Annotated in this window: 1 protein-coding gene; it reads left to right on the forward strand. The window is 72.2% G+C overall.

The window, feature by feature from the left end:
• Positions 1-399, forward strand: a 399-nt coding sequence (locus NE591_RS12970; protein WP_256156832.1) for a hypothetical protein, incomplete at both ends; no start/stop codon positions are given.

Consider the following 399-nt stretch of genomic DNA (forward strand, 5'->3'; position numbering starts at 1 on the left):
GCAGAGCCGGTTGACCGCGGCGAGCGGGTTCTCCGGGTCGGGCAGGCGCTTGATGAGCTTGGAGTTGTGCCGCTCGCTGCGCAGGCCCAGCTGGCGGACCAGCCGAGGATGCCCGACGGCTCCAAGGTCCCGGGCGGCTTCTCCAAGGGGAAGCACTGCATCGGCATCGGCTGCGACGGGAGCGGGGCGTCGGTGTTCGCCGACGAGGGGCTCGGCAAGACCAGCGGCACGCGCACCCTCGCCGCCTTCGGGGGCCATGTGGCGCGCGGCTCGACGCTGGTCCACGACATGGAGAACGGCCACAACCGCCTGGTCCGCGAGCTGGGCCTGCGCGGCGAGCGGGTTCTCCGGGTCGGGCAGGCGCTTGATGAGCTTGGAGTTGTGCCGCTCGCTGCGCAG

Origin of the sequence: Adlercreutzia sp. DFI.6.23 (assembly GCF_024462535.1) — a bacterium.
GTDB lineage: Bacteria > Actinomycetota > Coriobacteriia > Coriobacteriales > Eggerthellaceae > Adlercreutzia > Adlercreutzia rubneri.